Origin of the sequence: Frateuria sp., from assembly GCF_035944355.1 — a bacterium.
In the GTDB taxonomy this organism is placed as follows: Bacteria; Pseudomonadota; Gammaproteobacteria; order Xanthomonadales; family Rhodanobacteraceae; genus Frateuria_A.
This window is the reverse complement of sequence record NZ_DASZBH010000009.1, coordinates 110,197-126,355: the sequence shown is the minus strand read 5'-3', so window position 1 is coordinate 126,355 and position 16,159 is coordinate 110,197. Positions and strand designations below refer to the sequence as shown.

21 protein-coding genes are annotated in these 16,159 nt (G+C 69.9%); 14 read left to right on the top strand and 7 right to left on the bottom strand.

All coding sequences use genetic code 11. The features are described from left to right. The first annotated feature begins 240 nt into the window (after positions 1-240). Together oxyR and VGU03_RS06960 are read left to right on the top strand one after the other, a co-directional pair. On the top strand, positions 241-1,188 hold the full coding sequence (gene oxyR, locus VGU03_RS06965) for a DNA-binding transcriptional regulator OxyR (protein WP_327479664.1): 948 nt from the start codon (positions 241-243) through the stop codon (positions 1,186-1,188). Between the two features lie 24 nt (positions 1,189-1,212). Further along, complete coding sequence (locus tag VGU03_RS06960; protein WP_327479663.1) at positions 1,213-1,812, top strand: hypothetical protein; 600 nt, start codon at positions 1,213-1,215, stop codon at positions 1,810-1,812. Positions 1,813-1,842: 30 nt separating this feature from the next. Here the strand turns inward: VGU03_RS06960 and VGU03_RS06955 are convergent, their stop codons facing one another. Together VGU03_RS06955 and VGU03_RS06950 are read right to left on the bottom strand one after the other, a co-directional pair. Further along, on the bottom strand, positions 1,843-2,595 hold the full coding sequence (locus VGU03_RS06955) for an RNA methyltransferase (RefSeq protein ID WP_327479662.1): 753 nt from the start codon (positions 2,593-2,595) through the stop codon (positions 1,843-1,845). A 76-nt stretch (positions 2,596-2,671) separates the two neighbouring features. Then, positions 2,672-3,169 (bottom strand): hypothetical protein, encoded by a 498-nt coding sequence (locus VGU03_RS06950; RefSeq protein ID WP_327479661.1) that lies wholly within the window; start codon positions 3,167-3,169, stop codon positions 2,672-2,674. A gap of 123 nt (positions 3,170-3,292) precedes the next feature. Here VGU03_RS06950 and VGU03_RS06945 point away from each other — a divergent pair, with 123 nt between their 5' ends. The 4 genes from VGU03_RS06945 to VGU03_RS06930 all read left to right on the top strand — a co-directional run bounded on the left by VGU03_RS06945 (position 3,293) and on the right by VGU03_RS06930 (position 5,123). Beyond that, positions 3,293-4,096, top strand: a complete 804-nt coding sequence (locus tag VGU03_RS06945) for an inositol monophosphatase family protein (RefSeq protein ID WP_327479660.1) — start codon at positions 3,293-3,295, stop codon at positions 4,094-4,096. Positions 4,097-4,507: 411 nt separating this feature from the next. Continuing rightward, positions 4,508-4,705 carry a hypothetical protein gene (locus VGU03_RS06940; protein ID WP_327479659.1) on the top strand — a complete coding sequence of 66 codons (198 nt, stop codon included), beginning with the start codon at positions 4,508-4,510 and terminating at the stop codon, positions 4,703-4,705. 21 nt (positions 4,706-4,726) lie between these two features. Further along, a complete protein-coding gene (locus VGU03_RS06935) occupies positions 4,727-4,912 on the top strand; it encodes a hypothetical protein (protein ID WP_327479658.1) in 186 nt (61 codons plus the stop codon). A gap of 19 nt (positions 4,913-4,931) precedes the next feature. Then, on the top strand, positions 4,932-5,123 hold the full coding sequence (locus VGU03_RS06930) for a hypothetical protein (protein ID WP_327479657.1): 192 nt from the start codon (positions 4,932-4,934) through the stop codon (positions 5,121-5,123). A gap of 44 nt (positions 5,124-5,167) precedes the next feature. Here VGU03_RS06930 and hda read toward each other — a convergent pair whose 3' ends face one another. From hda to VGU03_RS06915, 3 genes are all read right to left on the bottom strand, one after another. Next, entirely contained in the window at positions 5,168-5,863 is a 696-nt protein-coding gene (gene hda / locus VGU03_RS06925; protein WP_327479656.1) for a DnaA regulatory inactivator Hda, read from the bottom strand. After that, a complete protein-coding gene (locus tag VGU03_RS06920; protein ID WP_327479655.1) occupies positions 5,860-7,044 on the bottom strand; it encodes an AI-2E family transporter in 1,185 nt (394 codons plus the stop codon). The genes hda and VGU03_RS06920 overlap by 4 nt, the downstream gene beginning before the upstream one ends. Positions 7,045-7,117: 73 nt before the next feature. Next, positions 7,118-8,101: a DUF2066 domain-containing protein gene (locus VGU03_RS06915; protein ID WP_327479654.1), complete on the bottom strand. Its 984-nt coding sequence runs from the start codon at positions 8,099-8,101 to the stop codon at positions 7,118-7,120. Positions 8,102-8,229: 128 nt separating this feature from the next. On the opposite strand from VGU03_RS06915, the gene purM reads away from it, so the two are divergent. The 3 genes from purM to VGU03_RS06900 all read left to right on the top strand — a co-directional run bounded on the left by purM (position 8,230) and on the right by VGU03_RS06900 (position 10,796). Next, a complete protein-coding gene (gene purM, locus VGU03_RS06910; protein WP_327479653.1) occupies positions 8,230-9,258 on the top strand; it encodes a phosphoribosylformylglycinamidine cyclo-ligase in 1,029 nt (342 codons plus the stop codon). A gap of 133 nt (positions 9,259-9,391) precedes the next feature. Next, entirely contained in the window at positions 9,392-10,057 is a 666-nt protein-coding gene (gene purN, locus VGU03_RS06905; RefSeq protein WP_327479652.1) for a phosphoribosylglycinamide formyltransferase, read from the top strand. A gap of 37 nt (positions 10,058-10,094) precedes the next feature. Next, on the top strand, positions 10,095-10,796 hold the full coding sequence (locus VGU03_RS06900) for a DUF3108 domain-containing protein (RefSeq protein ID WP_327479651.1): 702 nt from the start codon (positions 10,095-10,097) through the stop codon (positions 10,794-10,796). A 43-nt stretch (positions 10,797-10,839) separates the two neighbouring features. On the opposite strand, the gene murA is transcribed toward VGU03_RS06900, so the two are convergent. Continuing rightward, complete coding sequence (murA, locus tag VGU03_RS06895) at positions 10,840-12,099, bottom strand: UDP-N-acetylglucosamine 1-carboxyvinyltransferase (protein WP_327479650.1); 1,260 nt, start codon at positions 12,097-12,099, stop codon at positions 10,840-10,842. Positions 12,100-12,171: 72 nt separating this feature from the next. Then, entirely contained in the window at positions 12,172-12,429 is a 258-nt protein-coding gene (locus VGU03_RS06890) for a BolA family protein (RefSeq protein ID WP_327479649.1), read from the bottom strand. A gap of 153 nt (positions 12,430-12,582) precedes the next feature. Here VGU03_RS06890 and VGU03_RS06885 point away from each other — a divergent pair, with 153 nt between their 5' ends. The 5 genes from VGU03_RS06885 (at position 12,583) to lptB (ending at position 16,073) form a co-directional block, all read left to right on the top strand. Beyond that, positions 12,583-13,590: a KpsF/GutQ family sugar-phosphate isomerase gene (locus VGU03_RS06885; RefSeq protein ID WP_327479648.1), complete on the top strand. Its 1,008-nt coding sequence runs from the start codon at positions 12,583-12,585 to the stop codon at positions 13,588-13,590. Between the two features lie 111 nt (positions 13,591-13,701). Further along, the gene (locus tag VGU03_RS06880; RefSeq protein ID WP_327479647.1) at positions 13,702-14,244 is read left to right on the top strand and encodes an HAD-IIIA family hydrolase; all 543 of its coding nucleotides are present in this window, start codon (positions 13,702-13,704) and stop codon (positions 14,242-14,244) included. Then, a complete protein-coding gene (lptC, locus tag VGU03_RS06875) occupies positions 14,241-14,831 on the top strand; it encodes an LPS export ABC transporter periplasmic protein LptC (protein WP_327479646.1) in 591 nt (196 codons plus the stop codon). The genes VGU03_RS06880 and lptC overlap by 4 nt, the downstream gene beginning before the upstream one ends. After that, positions 14,794-15,354 (top strand): lipopolysaccharide transport periplasmic protein LptA, encoded by a 561-nt coding sequence (gene lptA, locus VGU03_RS06870; RefSeq protein ID WP_327479645.1) that lies wholly within the window; start codon positions 14,794-14,796, stop codon positions 15,352-15,354. The genes lptC and lptA overlap by 38 nt, the downstream gene beginning before the upstream one ends. After that, positions 15,354-16,073: an LPS export ABC transporter ATP-binding protein gene (gene lptB, locus VGU03_RS06865; RefSeq protein WP_327479644.1), complete on the top strand. Its 720-nt coding sequence runs from the start codon at positions 15,354-15,356 to the stop codon at positions 16,071-16,073. The genes lptA and lptB overlap by 1 nt, the downstream gene beginning before the upstream one ends. Positions 16,074-16,159 lie beyond the last annotated feature (86 nt).

Here is a 16,159-nt window from a genome sequence, read left to right as displayed (position 1 = left end):
CTAGGCCGGGCATGACTTGTGACACAGTGCCAAAAGGCATGGCCGGGCTGGCGATGCCGTGAAGCGCGTCCCGGGTTCAAGGCGGTTGCCCCACCTTCGCGGCTGCGCCCGAAGGAGAGAGGCTGGCCGCCTTGCCGGCATGGGCGAGGAAGAAAAAGACCCGCCGATCGCGCTCGGCCGAGGATTGTCCGGATCGATCACCGCCGTCACAATCATAGGCACGACATATCGAATCCGGCCATGAACCTGCGCGATCTCACCTATCTGGTCTCGCTGGCCGAGCACCGCCATTTCGGCCGTGCCGCCGAGGCGAGCTTCGTCAGCCAGCCTACGCTATCGACCCAGATCAAGAAGCTGGAGGACGAGCTGGGCGTGGCGCTGGTCGAGCGCACGCCGCGCAAGGTGCTGCTCACCGAGACCGGCCGCGAGATCGCCGGCCGCGCGCGCGCGGTGCTGGCCGAGGTCGACGAGATTCGCGCGATCGCCCAGCGCACGCGCGACCCGGAGGCCGGCAAGCTGCGCCTGGGCGTGTTTCCCACGCTCGGGCCCTACCTGCTGCCGCACCTGGTGCCGCTGGTGCGCCAGCGCTTTCCGCGGCTGGAACTGCTGCTGATCGAGGAAAAGACCGAGCAGGTCATCCGCATGCTGCGCGAGGGGTCGCTGGACACCGGGCTGCTCGCCCTGCCCCTGCACGAGGAAAGCCTGCATGCGGAATTCCTGTTCGAGGAGCCATTCGTGCTGGCGGTGCCGGACGACCATCCGCTGGCCCGGCGCAAGGCGCGGCTGAAGCTCGCCGACCTTGAGGACGAGAGCCTGCTGCTGCTGGAGGACGGCCATTGCCTGCGCGACCAGGCGTTGGAGCTCTGCCAGCTCGCCGGCGCCGGCGAAAAGGTCGGCTTCCGCGCGACCAGCCTGGAAACCCTGCGCCAGATGGTGGCCGCGAACGTGGGTATCACGCTGTTGCCGACCCTGGCGATCAAGCCGCCGGTGGCGCGCACCGGCAACGTGCAGTTGCTGGAGTTCGCAGGAAACGCGCCGAGCCGGCGCATCGCGCTGGTGTGGCGCAAGAGTTCATCGCTCGGGCCGTTCCTCAAGCGCTTCGCCGACGTCGTGCGCAGCCTGCCGGCCGGCCTGCTCAAGCCGGAGCTTTGCGAACCCGCCGGCGCCGCGCGGCGCAAGCGCGCCTGACCAACGTCCACAGGGGAAAAACCGATGCGGCGGCTGCTGTGGTTCGCGCTCTTCGCGGCGCTAGGCTGGGGCGCGCTCGGCTGGTGGGCGCATCGCCCGCTGCATCCGCCTGCCGGCGTGCTCGCCGCGGATGCGCCGGAGCAAGTGGACCTGGACCAAGGCGCGACGCTCCAGCGCGGCGACGTCACCTTGCGCACGCGCGCCCACTTCGCGCTCACCGCGCGCGTGCTCTCGCGCGAGGACTACCGTTTTGACGCCGGCGCCTCGCTCGCGCCGATGGACCTGGCGCTCGGCTGGGGCCGCATGTCCGACAGCGCGGTGCTCTCGCGCATCGACATCCGGCAGTCCGGCCGCTTCTACTACTGGCATGTGGACGAGTTCCCGATTCCGCGCCGCGAGATCGAGACCTCCAGCGCCAACATGCACCTGATCCCCGCCGACGAGGGCGTGCGTCGCTCCATGGAGCGCGTGCGCCAGGGCGAGCTGGTGCACATCGAAGGCCTCCTGGTCGATGCCAGCCGTCCGGACGGCTGGCGCTGGCGCACCTCGCTCAGCCGCGAGGACACCGGCGATGGCGCCTGCGAGCTGGTGTACGTGGAGGCCTTGCAGCCGGTCGCGCCCTGAGCCCGCCGCCGGCCACGCCTGCGCCAGGCCTTACTTCGCGCGGTGCGCCAGCATCGCCATGCGCTGCGCATCGGCGAGCACGCCGTGCAGGATGCGCAGCTCGCGCTCGTCCGGCTGCGCACGCTGGAACAGCCGACGCAGCCGCAGCATGATCGTGGCCGGCTCGCGCCCCTTGTGGAACTCGATCTCTTCCAGCGTCTGCGCCAGGTGCTCGAAGAAGCGCTCCATGCGCGATGCGTCGGCGGGCGGCTCGTCGTGCTCCGGCGGCGCCGGCAGGGGCGTCTCGCCCAGCATCGCCAGGCGCTGTTCGTAGGCCATCACCTGCACCGCCTGGGCCAGGTTGAGCGAGCTGTAGTCCTCCACGCTGGGGATGCGCACCATTGCGTGGCAGCGCGCCAGCTCCTCGTTCTCCAGCCCGGTGCGCTCGTTGCCGAACACCAGCGCCACCTGCCCGCCGCGGGCGGCGGCGGCCAGCGCCTGCGCCGCGCCCTCGCGCGGGGTCAGCTCCTCCAGGTTCACGCCGCGCCTTCGCGCCGACAGGCCCAGCGCGAAGGTCACGCCCGCCAGGCCATCGACCAGCGTGCCATGCACCTTCGCCTCGGCCAGCACGCTGACTGCATTGGCCGCCAGCGCATCGGCCTCGCGGCTGGGGAAATCGGCCGGCGCCACCAGTTCCAGCCGCGTGAAGCCCATCGTGCGGATCGCCCGCGCCGCACTGCCGATGTTGCCGGGATGCGAGGTGCGCACGAGCACGAAGCGGAAAAGGGCAGCTAGGTCAGTCATAGCGGAAGACGGCTGGCGAGGGGGCGCAAGAATAATCCATGCGAGCGAACGCTCATGCGCTCGGCGCGGGTTGACGTCAGGCGCGCGACCCGAGCGCCCACCGGGCGAGGACCGGCGCGCGCGCCAGGATCCCAGCAGCGAGCAGGGACTTGGCGAGGTAGTAGAGGGCATGGGCGCGCATCGCCTGATCCATGGAAAAGAGCGCCGCACGCCCATTCGTGGATGAGAAGACCTGCGCTCTCGCCCATACGTCAGCGAGGCCCGCGACACCGTCCCCAAGCCACCACAAGGCCATCAGCACGCTACCTGCCGTGGCCAGATCGACGGCCGACAGCCCGGTTGTTTCGACCTGTGGCAACCGGGCGACCACCGCGCCAGCGATCCGGTAAGCCGCACACCACACCAGGACAGATAACGCCGCCATGGCGGCCATGATGTAGACCACGCCCCCTTGCGCACCCAGTTCGTTGACCTGCTCGAGCCTGTACCAGAAGAACAGCCCGCTCAACGCGCTGAAGCACAGCCACAGGGCGAAGAACCGCAAACCCACCGCGACCCACTGGCGAAGGGCCATGTCCTTCCCTTCCTAGATCCCCGCCCCCGGGGAGCGGCCAGTATGCCCGATCGCAGGGCGCGCCTTTTCCCGTGTCTGCTAGAATCGCCGGCCGCAATCCGCTCTTTATCCAAAGCCGAAGCCATGCCCAGACCCGCCGTCACCATCGCGGCACGTGCCGCGCGCGCCGCAGGCAACGTGATCCTGCGCTACATGAACCGCATCGACGGCCTGCACGTGGTCGAAAAACACCGCATGGACTTCGCCTCCGAGGTCGACCGCCTGGCCGAGGCCGAGATCGTCAAGGAGCTGCGTCGCGCCTACCCCGAACACGCCATCCTCGCCGAGGAAGGCGGCGCCAGCGGCAAGAACCCGCTGACCTGGGTGATCGACCCGCTGGACGGCACGCACAACTACCTGCGCGGCATTCCGCATTTCTCCGTCTCGATCGCGCTGGTCGACAAGGGCGTGCCGGTCTACGGCGTGGTGTTCGATCCGCTGCGCGACGAATTGTTCACCGCCAGCAAGGGCGACGGCGCCTATCTCAACGACCGGCGCATCCGCGTGTCGCGGCGCGAAAACCTGGGTGGCGCGATGATCGCCACCGGCTTCCCCTACCGCCAGCGCGAGCATCTGGACGCGCAGCTGGCGATGACCCGCGCGCTGCTCGGCCAGGCCGAGGACATCCGCCGCTCCGGCTCCGCGGCGCTGGACCTCGCCTACACCGCCGCCGCACGCTACGACGGCTATTTCGAGATCGGCCTGAAGCCCTGGGACATGGCCGCCGGCGCGCTGCTGGTGCACGAGGCGGGCGGCCGCTACGGCGACTTCGCGGGACGCGACGGCCTGCCCGCCAGCGGCAACATCATCGCCGGCAACCTCAACGTGGCCAAGGCGATGACCGACGCGATCGGCGCCCAGGCCACGCCGGCCTTGCTCAAGGCCTGAGCCGAGCCACCGGGATCGACAAGGGCGCCTGCGGGCGCCCTTTTCTTTTGCGCGGCGGGTCCGTTCCCATGGCCGACCAAACCCACCTGCCTGCCTGACCACCAGGCGGACGCTGCTGTAGATCTTTCCAGCCGAAGCGGTTTTTTCCAGCCTCGCCAATGCCGCGCTCCGCTGCATGGCGCACCTCGCGCTGGCATCCGCATTGCAACGCCCTTGCCGTCCGAAGGACGCCACGAAGCTTCGCGCCGTCCTGGCGAGCGAGGGAGCGTTCGCCGCCATCGCGGCACCTGCGTGCCGATGGGCGGAAGCGCGTGCGGACGCTGCCGCACCCGCTGTTTTCCGCTGGACGCCGGGAGGGCGGCCAGCCGGCCTTCAGAACAAGAACTGGACTTATCCACGGAGACATATCCCATGAACCGGCAACAGTACCCAGGCAGTCGATCCAACGACGGTAAGTACGCGAGCCACGCATCCAACGACGGCATCGATGGCGCCCGCGGCAAGCTCAGCGTGCGCGAGGCCGGCCGCAAGGGCGGCCTGCGCGTGCGCGAACTGATCAACCGCGGCCGCCAGGTCGAGGCCAGCCAGAGCGAACAGCGCCCCCACTGACGCAGCACAGGAGAAACCGCGATGACCCAGCAGAAGAACCAGCCAGGCAAGCACGCCGGCGGCAGCCAGCACGACAAGGGCGAGATGACCGTGCGCGAAGCCGGCCACAAGGGCGGCGAGATCGGCGGCCACAAGGGCGGCGAGCGCACGCGCGAACTGATCCAGGAAGGCAAGCAGGCCGAAGACCGCGGCGGCAGCCGCAAGTAAGCGACAGCGAGGCGACGACATGAAGCACAGCGACAACCAGCGCGACAAGGGCGACATGACCGTGCGCGAGGCCGGCCAGAAGGGCGGCCACAAGGGCGGCGAGATCCGCAAGGAACAGCTCGGGCCGGAAGGCTATTCGGAGCTCGGCCACAAGGGCGGACAGCGCGTGCGCGAGCTGATCGACGAGGGCAAGCAGGCCGAGAAGAAGTAGCCGGGGAGGCGCCCCGGCCGCTGCCCGAGCGGGCTTGGGGCGCCTCAGCCCATCTCGCGCAGGAACTCGCGCAGGAACGGCACCGTGATGCGCCGCTTGGCCGCCAGCGAGGCCTGGTCCAGCTTGTCCAGCAGGCCCAGCAGGGCGGCCAGGTCGCGCGCGTAGCGGGCGAACAGCCAGTCCAGCACGGCCTCGTCCAGGCCGATGCCGCGCGCGGCCGCCTGCTCCCTGAGCACCGCCCGGCGCTCGGCGTCGTCCAGCGGCCTGAGCGCGAATTGCGTGCACGCGCCCAGGCGCGAGCACAGGTCGGGCAGGCCGATCCCCAACTGCGCCGGTGGCGCGTCGGCGGCGAACAGCATGGCGCCGCCTTCGGCGCGCACCTGGTTGTAGAGGTCGAACAAGGCGTGTTCGGCGGCGCGCTCGCCGGCCAGCACCCCCAGGTCGTCGATCGCCAACAACTCGCTGCTGCCCACGCCGCGCAGGGCGCCGATGTGTTCGTGCATGCCGGTCAGCGGCAGGTACTGCACGCGCCGGCCGGCCGCGCTGGCCGCCTGGCAGGCCGCCAGCAACAGGTGGCTGCGGCCGCTGCCGGAGGGACCGTGCAGATAGACCCACGGCGCGCCCGGCGTCTCGACCAGCATGCGCACCGCGGCCAGCGCGGCGGCATTGGCGCCGGCGTGAAAGTGTTCGAAGCGCTGCCTGCGCGGCCAGCGCAGCGCGAGCGGCAGCTGCGGGATCATGGCGACGCGCCGCCGTCCGGACGGCGCGGGGTGGCGACGGCCGTGCTCGCCTGTCCCTTGCCCTCGCCGCCCGGGGTGTCCAGGGTGACATTGACCTCGGCGATCACCGGGTCTTCCGGCCCGGCCTCGGTGTACAGCTCGCTCAGCCGGTAGCGCTCCAGCAGATAGCGCAGCAGCACCATGATCACCGAGGCCGCCGGCAACGCCAGCAGCACGCCCAGGAAGCCGAACAGGTAGCCGCCGGCGAGCACGGCGAAGATCACCGCCACCGGGTGCAGGCCGATCTTGTCGCCCACCAGCTTGGGCACCAGCACGTAGCCTTCCAGCAACTGGCCGACCACGAACACGCCGCACACGATCAGCGAATGCGTCCAGTCGCCGTACTGCACCAGCGCGGCGACGATCGCCGCGCCGAAACCGACCATGAAGCCCAGGTACGGCACGAAGCTCAGCAGCCCGGCGACCATGCCGATCAGCGGGCCCACCGACAGGCCGACCAGGGTCAGGCTGCCACCGTAGTAGATGCCCAGCGCCAGCATCACCAGCAGCTGGCCGCGCACGAAGGCGCCCAGCACCGCGTCGGACTCGCGCGCCAGATGGGCCACCGTCGGTTGCACCGAGCGCGGCAGCACGCGGTCGATGTAGGCGATCAGGCGGTCCCAGTCGCGCAGCAGGTAGAAGCTCACCACCGGGATCAGCACCAGGTTGGTCAACCACATCACCGCGCTCAGGCTGGACCGCGAGACCGTGCCCAGCACCGTCGTCGCCACCGCGCCGATCGAGCCGATGTGCGCGCGGATCGCGGCCATCAGGCGGCCGGTGTCGAAGGCATCCGGATCGAGGTTGAGCTTGTGCTGCAGCCAGGGCAGCGCCACGTTCTGCGCCCAGTCCACGTAGTGCGGCAGGTTGCGGATCAGGTTCTCGACCTGGTGGGAGATCAGCGGCACCAGGAGCAGCAGCGCGCCGGTCAACAGCAGCACCAGCACGAAGAACACGATGCTCACCGCCAGCGTGCGGTTCATGCCCACGCGCTCCAGCCGGTCGGCTAGCGGGTCGCCGAGGTAGGCCAGCATGCCGGCGATGGCGAAAGGCATCAGCACCGGCGCCAGCAGCCAGATCAGAAAGCCGATCACCAGCACGATCGCGAGCAGTTGCCAGCGGCGGGAAAGGTCGTGGGTCACACGCAGGCCTCGGGAAGTAGGAGATCTGTCATCGTCGGCCGGACCGCCCGCTCAGCCGTGAAGGCGCGCGCCCTCAGTGCAGCCACTGCAGGCTGGCGTCAGCCCCTGCATGCGGCGCGCCCTGGAGCACCCGGCCGCCGGCCGCCAGGCTGCTGGCCAGCGCAGCGGTCGGCACGCTCGACTTGACCGCGAACAGGAAGCCGTCGTTGTCCGCGCCGAGCGTGCTCACTTCGCGCACCGTCGGGTCGGCGCGCAGCAGGGCGAGCAGGCTGGCGTACGCCTGCGCCGAGTCGACCTTGCCGACCCAGATCTTGCCGTTGCTGATGCTGGCGCCGATCACGTTGAGCTGCTTGCCCAGGCGATCGGCCAGCGTGTTGCCGGCGTCGGCCAGCAGCGCGTCTTCGCTGACCGCCTGGTCGCTCCACGGCTGCGGCTTGCCGCCGGACACCAGCGTCCAGCTGGCGCTGGCGCCCTTGAGCTTGCCGACCAGGATCAGGCCGGTACGGTAGCGCTGGGCGACCTGCGCCAGCGCGGCCGGATCGGCGCCGGCCAGCGCCGAGGCATCCGGCGGGCTGGCCGGATCCGGATAGGCCAGCGTGTAGCCGTGCGCCGCCGCGGCCTGCGCCAGTGCGCCGAGCGCATCCTTGCCCAGCAGGCTGCCGTCGCTGCCGTGCACCAGGGCCAATACCGGCGGCTTCACGCCGGCGGCCGGCACGCCCAGCTGGGTGACCAGCCGGCGCACCGCGCCGGCGTCGAAATTCACCTGCAGCACGATGCCGGTGCCGGCACGCTGGTACTGGAACTGCTGCACCAGTCCGGGCGCACCCTTCAGGGCTTCGTCGTAGCCGGGCTTGTCGCGCAGGTCCTGGCCGCCGGCGACGCGCTCGAGCACCTGGCCCAGCGCCGTGCCGAACGCCTGGTCGCGCTGCGCCTCGCTGGTGTCGGTGACCGGCACCACTACGGCGTAGGGCGAGGCCGGCGCAGCCGTCTGGGCGTGCAACGGGATGGCGGCGAAGCCCAGCAGCAGGACCGCGAGCAAGAGGCGTGGCAGACGCATGGGGAAGCCTCATCCTTGGGAAGTACTCGAGGGGAGTCTGCCCAATCCGGCCGGCAGCGTCCATCGCACGCGGCCGCGGGTGCCGTCCTGCTAGAATCCAGCGTTTCTCTCAGCTGCCGGTGGCCGCCATGTCCGACGCCCTCACCTACCGCGCCGCCGGCGTCGACATCGACGCGGGCAATGCCGTGGTCGAACGCATAAAGCCGCTGGTCAAGCGTACCTTCCGGCCCGAGGTGATGGGCGGGCTGGGCGGCTTCGGCGGCCTGTTCGACCTGGCCGGACGCTACAAGGAACCGGTGCTGGTGTCCGGCACCGATGGCGTGGGCACCAAGCTCAAGCTCGCCCAGCAGCTGGGCCGCCACGACAGCATCGGCATCGACCTGGTCGGCATGTGCGTCAACGACGTGCTGGTGCAGGGCGCCGAGCCCCTGTTCTTCCTGGACTACTTCGCCACCGGCAAGCTGGACGTGGAGACCACCGTGGCCGTGGTGGGCGGCATCGCGAAGGGCTGCGAGCTCGCCGGCTGCGCGCTGATCGGCGGCGAGACGGCCGAGATGCCCGACATGTATCCGCCGGGCGAATACGACCTGGCCGGCTTCACCGTCGGCGCGGTGGAGAAATCGCAGCTGCTCTCGGGCGAGGCGATCGTCGCCAGCGACGTGGTGCTGGGCGTGGCCTCGTCCGGTCCCCACTCCAACGGCTATTCGCTGGTGCGCAAGATCCTCGAACGCGCCGGCCGGCCGCTCGACCTCGACCTCGGCGGCGTGAAGCTCGCGGACGCGCTGATGGCGCCGACCACCATCTACGTCAAGCCGATGCTGGAATTGCTCGGGAGCCAGCCCGTTCACGGCATGGCCCACATCACCGGCGGCGGCCTGAAGGAGAACATCATCCGCGTCGTGCCCGAGGGCCTGGGCCTGGCCATCGATGCCGACGCCGTCGTGCTGCCGCCGGTGTTCGACTGGCTGATGCGCGAAGGCAAGGTGGCGCGCGAGGAGATGTGGCGCACCTTCAACTGCGGCGTGGGCTTCACCGTGATCCTGCCGCGCGAGGCGGTCGACGGCGCCGCCGCGATGCTGGCCAAGCACGGCCTGGCCAGCCGCGTGATCGGCGAAGTGGTGAAGGCGCACGGCGACGAGCGCGTCCATATCGGTTGACGCCGGCTTCTCTTGTCGGGCGCCGTTTCCGCGAAAGCGGGAATCCGGTTCCGCCGTCCGGCAAGAGGCCAAGATGGATTCCCGCTTTCGCGGGAATGACGCCCTCCCAAGCTTCGCAGCACGATCGGTCGCCATGCCCCACCCTCTCCGCATCGCCGTCCTCGCCTCCGGACGCGGCAGCAACCTCGCCGCGCTGCTGGCCGCGCGCGAGCGCGGGGAACTGGCGGCCGAGTTCGTGCTGGTGGCCAGCGACAAGGTCCAGGCCGGCGCCCTGAAGCTGGCCGAGGCCGTGGGCATACCCACGCTGGTGCTCGATCCGAAGGCCTATCCGGACCGCCGCGCCTTCGACCTGGACCTGTTCGGCCGGCTTGCCGCCAGCGGCGCCGAGCTGGTCGTGCTGGCCGGCTTCATGCGCATCCTGGATGGTGAGGCGATCGCGCCCTGGGCCGGACGCATGCTCAACATCCACCCTTCGCTGCTGCCCAAGTACCGCGGCCTGCACACGCATCGCCGCGCGCTGGAAGCGGGCGACCTGGAACACGGCGCCAGCGTGCACTTCGTCACTGCCGAGCTCGACGGCGGCCCGGTGGTGGCACAGGCCAGGCTGCCGGTCGAGCCGGGCGAGGACGAACAGCATCTGGCCCAGCGCCTGCTGCCGCTGGAGCATCGGCTGCTGCCGGCGACCGTCGGGTTGATCACCCAAGGCCGGCTGGGCTGGCGCGATGGCGCGCCTACGTTCGACGGCCAGCCGCTGGCCGCGCCGTTGCGGCTGGGCCCGCAGGGGCTGCTGCCTGCCTGAACCTCGAGTTCAGCCAGCGGCCGGCACACTCGGCCGCATGACATACCGACTTCTCCTGCACAGCATCCTGGCACTCGGCCTGGCCGCGGCCAGCAGCCTCGCGCTGGCCGCCGAACCGCATGCCTTCACCGCGACCTACGCCGTATCGAAGGACGGCTCACCGCTGGGCCGCGCGACCGTGACGCTCAAACCGGCCGGCCATGGCCAGTGGGAATACAGCAAGCACATGCAGGGCACTTCGGGTCTGGCCGCCATGCTAGGCGCCAATCTGGCCGAAACCTCGCGCTTCCGCTGGAGCGGCGACGTGCCCGAGGCGATCAGCTACGACTACCGCATGGACGCCTCGATCAAGACCAAGCAGCGCCACCTGGCGGTGGACTGGGCCAGCCGACGGGTCACGGTGGACGAAGGCAAGGGCGCTCAGACCTACGCCGCGGTGCCGGGCATGGTCGAACGCAACACCACGGCGCTGGCGATCGGCCTGGCGCTGCGCGACGGCAAGCACCAGATCGAGCTGCCGGTGGCGGTACGCCAGGAAATTGAGCACCAGCAGTTCAAGGTGGCCGGCAAGGAAAAAGTCAGCGTACCGGCCGGCAGCTACGAGGCGGTGCGGGTGGACCGCACCGACGCCGACCGCGGCTTCAGCGCCTGGTATGTACCGGACCGTTATCCGCTGCCGGTCAAGCTGACCCAGCACGACGGCGGCGACCTGACGATGGAGCTGGTGAGCTTCCAGTAGCCGCCCGTCCGTCCTTGAGCTGCGCAGGCCGCAGCGGACGGGCTCAACTCGGCAGACGGCGGATCTTCGCGCCGAGCACGCCGAGCTTCTCCTCGATGTTCTCGTAGCCGCGGTCGATGTGGTACACGCGGTCGACCACCGTGTCGCCGTGGGCGACCAGGCCGGCCAGCACCAGGCAGGCCGAGGCGCGCAGGTCGGTGGCCATGATCGGCGCGCCGCTCATGCGCTCCACGCCCTGGATGATCGCGGTGTTGCCTTCCAGCCGGATGTCGGCGCCCAGCCGCTGCAATTCCTGCGCGTGCATGAAGCGGTTCTCGAACACCGTCTCGGTGATCACGCCCACGCCCTCGGCCACGCAGTTGAGCGCGGTGAACTGCGCCTGCATGTCGGTGGGGAACGCCGGGTACGGCGCGGTGACGATGTTGACCGCCCTGGGCCGGCGGCCGCCCATGTCCAGCTCGATCCAGTCCGGGCCGCAGGCGATGTGCGCGCCGGCTTCCTCCAGCTTGGCCAGCACCGCGTCCAGCGTGTCGGCGCGGGCGCCGCGGGCGCGCACCTTGCCGCCGGTCATCGCGGCGCCGACCAGGAAGGTGCCGGTCTCGATGCGGTCGGGCAGCACCTCGTACTCGGCGCCGTCCAGGCGCTCCACACCATGGACGACCAGCGTGGCGGTGCCGATGCCCTCGATGCGCGCGCCCATCGCCATCAGGCAGTGCGCCAGGTCCACCACCTCCGGTTCCTGCGCGGCGTTCTCGATCACCGTGGTGCCCTCGGCGAGCGTCGCCGCCATCAGGATGTTCTCGGTGCCGGTGACCGTGACCATGTCCATGGCGATGCGCGCGCCCTTCAGGCGCTTGGCCCGGGCGCGGATGTAGCCGTTCTCCACGGTCACCTCGGCGCCCAGCGCCTGCAGGCCGCGGATGTGCTGGTCGACCGGGCGCGAGCCGATCGCGCAGCCGCCGGGCAGCGAAACCTCCGCCGCGCCGAAGCGCGCCACCAGCGGCCCCAGCACCAGGATCGAGGCGCGCATGGTGCGCACCAGATCGTACGGCGCCACGTAGCTTTCGATGGTGCGCGGGTCGACGTGCATCTTCATGCGGTCGTCCAGCACCAGGTTCACGCCCATGCGGCCGAGCAGCTCGATGAAGGTGGTGACGTCGTGCAGGTGGGGCACGTTGCTGATCGTCACCGGGCCGTCGGCCAGCAGGCAGGCGGCCAGGATCGGAAGCACGGCGTTCTTGGCGCCGGAGATGGCGACTTCGCCGTGGAGCGGCTCGCCGCCGCTGATGAGGATCTTGGCCATTGGGTTCGGGATTTGGGATTCGGGATCTGGGATTCGGAAGAGCGGGATACGGGACGTCGACGGAAATCGCCTCTAACGATTCCCGGTTCCCGATTCCCGGTTCCCTGCTTCATCAGGCGTCAGCGTCTTCAGCGCCAGCGCATGGATCGCCCCGCCCATCAGCTCGCCCAGCGTGGCGTACACCATGCGGTGGCGGGCCAGCGGCAGCTTGCCGCCGAACTGGCTGGCCACGACGGTCGCTTCGAAGTGCACGCCGTCGTCGCCGCTGACCAGCGCGCGCGCGCCGGGCAAGCCGTTTTCGATCAATGCCTGGATGCTGGCAGGGTCCATCGGGAGGGTCCATCGGTGGCGCGTGGAGCGGGATTCACAACGTCTACTGAATCCAACGCGTGGCCATATGACGTTAAAATGCGAATATGCCATGGTAATGGAATTCCCCTGGCGCAGAAATGCCGACGGCTTCCGTCGCTCCGAAGAGACCGCATGAACGCTCGCATCGCCGCTCCCGCCGCCAACCTGGACCCGGACGCCATCGCCCGCAGCGCGCGCACGGTGATCGCCACCGAGGCGGCGGCGATCCGTGCGCTGGGGCCGCGCATCGACGGCGGCTTCGTCCAGGCCTGCCGGCTGATCCTGGCCTGCCGCGGGCGGCTGGTGGTCACCGGCATGGGCAAGTCCGGCCACGTCGGGCGCAAGATCGCCGCCACGCTGGCCTCCACCGGGACGCCCTCGTTTTTCGTGCACCCGGGCGAGGCGAGCCATGGCGATCTGGGCATGATCCAGCCCGACGACGTGGTGCTGGCCCTGTCCAATTCCGGCGAGACCGACGAACTGCTGTTCATCCTGCCGGTGATCAAGCGCCAGGGCATCCCGCTGATCGCGATCACCGGCAACGCCAGGTCCTCGCTCGCGCATCAGGCGGACGTGCACCTGGACGCCAGCATCTCCAGCGAAGCCTGTCCGTTGGGCCTGGCGCCCACCGCCAGCACCACCGCGGCGCTGGTGATGGGCGATGCGCTGGCCATCGCCCTGCTGGAAGCCCGCGGCTTCACCGCCGAGGATTTCGCCCGTTCGCATCCGGCTGGCAGCCTGGGCCGGCGCCTGCTGCTGCACATCAGCGACATCATGCACACCGGCGAGGGCATCCCCGCGGTCGCGCCCGGCGCCAGCCTGACCGAGGCGCTGATGGAGATGACCCGCAAGCACCTGGGAATGACCGCCGTGGTCGACGCCGATCGCCGCCTGCTGGGCGTGTTCACCGACGGCGACCTGCGCCGCGCGCTGGACGACGAGGGCGTGAACCTGCGCGGCGCCACGGTCGAGGCGCTGATGACACGCGGCCCCAAGACGATCACCTCCGACAAGCTCGCCATCGAGGCGGCGCAGCTGATGGAAAAGCACCAGATTCATGCGCTGCTGGTGGTGGACCAGGAGCAGCGCGTGGTCGGCGCCCTGAACATCCACGATCTGCTGCGCGCCCGCGTCGTCTGATTCGAAAGCGGGGAACGGGGAACAGGGAACGGGAAACACCGACAACGCCGCGACCCGCCCTTTTCCTCGCCCAACACGTTCCCCATTCCCCAGTCCCCGTTCCCAGCCCTTATGGCCTACCTCGCCAACCTTCCCTCCGACCTCATCGCCCGCGCCGCCGACATCCGCCTGGCGGTGTTCGACGTGGACGGGACGCTCACCGACGGACGCCTGTACTACGGCGAGGACGGGCGCGAGACCAAGGTGTTCTTCGTGCAGGACGGCCTGGGCCTGAAGCGCCTGCAGGTGCACGGCGTGCAGGTGGCCATCATCAGCGCCCGCATCAGCCACCCGGTGGCGCTGCGCGCCGAGGAACTGGGCATCACCCACGTCTACCAGGGCCAGGGCGACAAGCGCGCCTGCCTGCTTGAGCTGCTCGATGCGCTCAAGCTCGCGCCCGAGCAGGCCGCCTTCGTCGGCGACGACCTGCCCGATCTGCCAGCCATGCGGGTAGCCGGCCTGGCCGTGGCGGTGGCCAATGCCCACCCTTGGGTCGCCGAACAGGCGCACTGGATCACCAGCCGCCCGGGCGGCCAGGGTGGCGCGCGCGAGTTCTGTGACCTGGTCCTGCTGGCCCAGGGCAAGGCCGGCAACGAGAAGGAGCGCTGGCGGTGAAGGATTGGCTGCGCGACCGCCGCCTGGCGGCGGCCATCGTCGCGGTCGCGCTGCTGGCCGGCGCCACCCAGCTGCTGCTGTGGTGGATCGGTCCGGCGCCCAAGGCCAACGAGTTCGTCGGCCCGCCGCGCTCCGGCTACACGCTGACCGACTTCAAGCTCGACCAGTACGACGTGGACGGCCTGCCCAGCTTCCGCATCGCCGCGCCGCACCTGGAGCGGCGCGAAGGCGACGATTCGCTGTACATCAACGCGCCGGTGTTCGAGCTGCCATCCAACCAGCCCGGCGTGCCCGACTGGCATGGGCATTCGCTGTACGGCTGGGTCAACCACGACGGCACCGAACTGAAGCTGCAGGGGCCGGTGCACCTGGAGCGGGCGGCTTTCGACGATACGCCGCAGACCACCATGGACACCTCCGAAGTCACCGCCTGGCCCAAGCAGAACCGGCTGGAAACCGCCGAGCCGGCACAGCTGGTGCAAGGCGGCACTAGAATCCACGGCATCGGCATGCGCGCCGACCTCAACGACAAACACCTGGAGCTGCTCAATGACTTCCACGGCATCTACCCGCCGCGCGGGCGCTAGCCTGGCCTTGCTTGCGCTGGGATGGCTGGTGGTCGCGCCGGCGCACGCGAAACAGACCGACCGCAGCCAGCCGATGGACGTGAAGGCATCGCACTTCGATGGCTTCCAGAAGCCCAACAGCGTGAGCACGCTCAAGGGCAGCGTGGTCATCACCCAGGGCACGCTCAAGGCCACCGGCGCAGAAGCCAAGGTCTATTTCGACGCCGATACCCAGATCGACCGCGTGGTGCTCACCGGCAGCCCCGCGCACATCCAGCAGCTGGACGACAACGGCAACCTGATGCACGGCGAGGCCTCCAGCATCGACTACCAGTCCAGCAAGGGCCTGGCGGTACTCCAGGGCAACGCCTCGGTCACCCAGCAAGGCCGCGGCGAGGCCCACGGCGACCGGCTCACCTACGACACCCAGACCAGCCAGATGACCGGCGACAGCGGCGGCGACGGCAGCGTGCACCTGATCTTCCAGCCGAAGAGCGCCCCGGCCGCCAAGCCTGCGCCAGCCGCCAGCGGCGGGAAGCCCTGATGCTCGCTGCCGAAGGCCTGCAGAAGCGCTACCGGTCGCGCCAGGTCGTGCGCGATTTCGGCTTCTCCATCCGCCAGGGCGAAGTGGTGGGCCTGCTCGGCCCCAACGGCGCCGGCAAGACCACCTGCTTCTACATGGTGGTGGGGCTGGTGGAAGCCGACGGCGGCAGCATACGGCTGGACCGCCAGGACATCACCGGCCTGCCCATGCACGCGCGTGCGCGCATGGGCATCGGCTACCTGCCGCAGGAGGCCTCGGTGTTCCGCCGCCTGAGCGTGGCGGACAACATCATGGCGGTGCTCGAGCTGCGCGAAGGCCTCACCGCGCGCCAGCGCAACGAGCAGCTGGAAGGCCTGCTGGACGAACTGAAGATCGCCCACATCGCCGACCAGAAGGGCATCAGCCTCTCCGGCGGCGAGCGGCGCCGCGTGGAAATCGCCCGCGCACTGGCCGCACAGCCGCGCTACATGTTGCTGGACGAACCTTTTGCAGGCGTCGATCCGATCTCGGTGGGCGAGATCCAGCGCATCGTGCGGCACCTGAAGGAACGCGGCATCGGCGTGCTGATCACCGACCACAACGTGCGCGAGACGCTGGGCATCTGCGACCGCGCCTACATCCTGAACGACGGCGAGGTGCTCTCGCGCGGCACCCCTGCGCACATCCTTGCCGACGAGAAGGTACGCGAGGTGTACCTGGGGCGTGAATTCAAGCTGTGACGCAGGCTACGGCCTTAGGGCCGCGGGAGCCTGTCATCGCTATGGTCGCGTCACAGCCGCCGGGGTAGGATGAGACCGTACCCTTC

What these genes read in the sequence shown, in the direction of transcription:
- lptA (WP_327479645.1), top strand. Translation starts at nt 14,794, where the DNA reads ATGACTTCCACGGCATCTACCCGCCGCGCGGGCGCTAGCCTGGCCTTG.
- lptB (WP_327479644.1), top strand. Translation starts at nt 15,354, where the DNA reads ATGCTCGCTGCCGAAGGCCTGCAGAAGCGCTACCGGTCGCGCCAGGTC.
- purN (WP_327479652.1), top strand. Translation starts at nt 9,392, where the DNA reads ATGCCCCACCCTCTCCGCATCGCCGTCCTCGCCTCCGGACGCGGCAGC.
- purM (WP_327479653.1), top strand. Translation starts at nt 8,230, where the DNA reads ATGTCCGACGCCCTCACCTACCGCGCCGCCGGCGTCGACATCGACGCG.
- oxyR (WP_327479664.1), top strand. Translation starts at nt 241, where the DNA reads ATGAACCTGCGCGATCTCACCTATCTGGTCTCGCTGGCCGAGCACCGC.
- VGU03_RS06955 (WP_327479662.1), bottom strand. Translation starts at nt 2,595, where the DNA reads ATGACTGACCTAGCTGCCCTTTTCCGCTTCGTGCTCGTGCGCACCTCG.
- VGU03_RS06930 (WP_327479657.1), top strand. Translation starts at nt 4,932, where the DNA reads ATGAAGCACAGCGACAACCAGCGCGACAAGGGCGACATGACCGTGCGC.
- VGU03_RS06900 (WP_327479651.1), top strand. Translation starts at nt 10,095, where the DNA reads ATGACATACCGACTTCTCCTGCACAGCATCCTGGCACTCGGCCTGGCC.
- VGU03_RS06935 (WP_327479658.1), top strand. Translation starts at nt 4,727, where the DNA reads ATGACCCAGCAGAAGAACCAGCCAGGCAAGCACGCCGGCGGCAGCCAG.
- hda (WP_327479656.1), bottom strand. Translation starts at nt 5,863, where the DNA reads ATGATCCCGCAGCTGCCGCTCGCGCTGCGCTGGCCGCGCAGGCAGCGC.
- VGU03_RS06880 (WP_327479647.1), top strand. Translation starts at nt 13,702, where the DNA reads ATGGCCTACCTCGCCAACCTTCCCTCCGACCTCATCGCCCGCGCCGCC.
- murA (WP_327479650.1), bottom strand. Translation starts at nt 12,099, where the DNA reads ATGGCCAAGATCCTCATCAGCGGCGGCGAGCCGCTCCACGGCGAAGTC.
- VGU03_RS06885 (WP_327479648.1), top strand. Translation starts at nt 12,583, where the DNA reads ATGAACGCTCGCATCGCCGCTCCCGCCGCCAACCTGGACCCGGACGCC.
- VGU03_RS06890 (WP_327479649.1), bottom strand. Translation starts at nt 12,429, where the DNA reads ATGGACCCTGCCAGCATCCAGGCATTGATCGAAAACGGCTTGCCCGGC.
- VGU03_RS06960 (WP_327479663.1), top strand. Translation starts at nt 1,213, where the DNA reads ATGCGGCGGCTGCTGTGGTTCGCGCTCTTCGCGGCGCTAGGCTGGGGC.
- VGU03_RS06940 (WP_327479659.1), top strand. Translation starts at nt 4,508, where the DNA reads ATGAACCGGCAACAGTACCCAGGCAGTCGATCCAACGACGGTAAGTAC.
- VGU03_RS06915 (WP_327479654.1), bottom strand. Translation starts at nt 8,101, where the DNA reads ATGCGTCTGCCACGCCTCTTGCTCGCGGTCCTGCTGCTGGGCTTCGCC.
- VGU03_RS06950 (WP_327479661.1), bottom strand. Translation starts at nt 3,169, where the DNA reads ATGGCCCTTCGCCAGTGGGTCGCGGTGGGTTTGCGGTTCTTCGCCCTG.
- VGU03_RS06945 (WP_327479660.1), top strand. Translation starts at nt 3,293, where the DNA reads ATGCCCAGACCCGCCGTCACCATCGCGGCACGTGCCGCGCGCGCCGCA.